This is a genomic window from Xenorhabdus sp. NBAII XenSa04, from assembly GCF_963866145.1.
Lineage (GTDB): Bacteria > Pseudomonadota > Gammaproteobacteria > Enterobacterales > Enterobacteriaceae > Xenorhabdus > Xenorhabdus indica.
In genome coordinates, this window is record NZ_CAWMEB010000307.1 from 1 (window position 1) to 250 (window position 250).

The 250-nt window shown below is 55.2% G+C and carries 1 pseudogene; it reads left to right on the forward strand.

Annotated features, from left to right (window positions below):
- A pseudogene (locus AAC147_RS10910) lies at positions 1-250 on the forward strand (DNA primase); the annotation flags it as partial.

A 250-nucleotide genomic window follows, 5' to 3' on the forward strand; every position in this document is an offset into this window, starting at 1 on the left:
TGAATGTGGTCAATCCCTATGCCAGCCAGTTGACGTTCCTGTCAGACAAAACCCGCACGCGCCGTGACCATATGAAATACCTGACCCTCATTCAGAGCATCGCCCTGCTGCACCAATACCAGCGGGAAATCAAGACGGCAGCGCATCGCGGCAAGACACTGGAATATATCGAAGTCACAAAGGACGATATCCGGCTGGCCAATCAGCTGGCGCATGACATCTTAGGCCGGACGCTGGACGAAATGCCGCC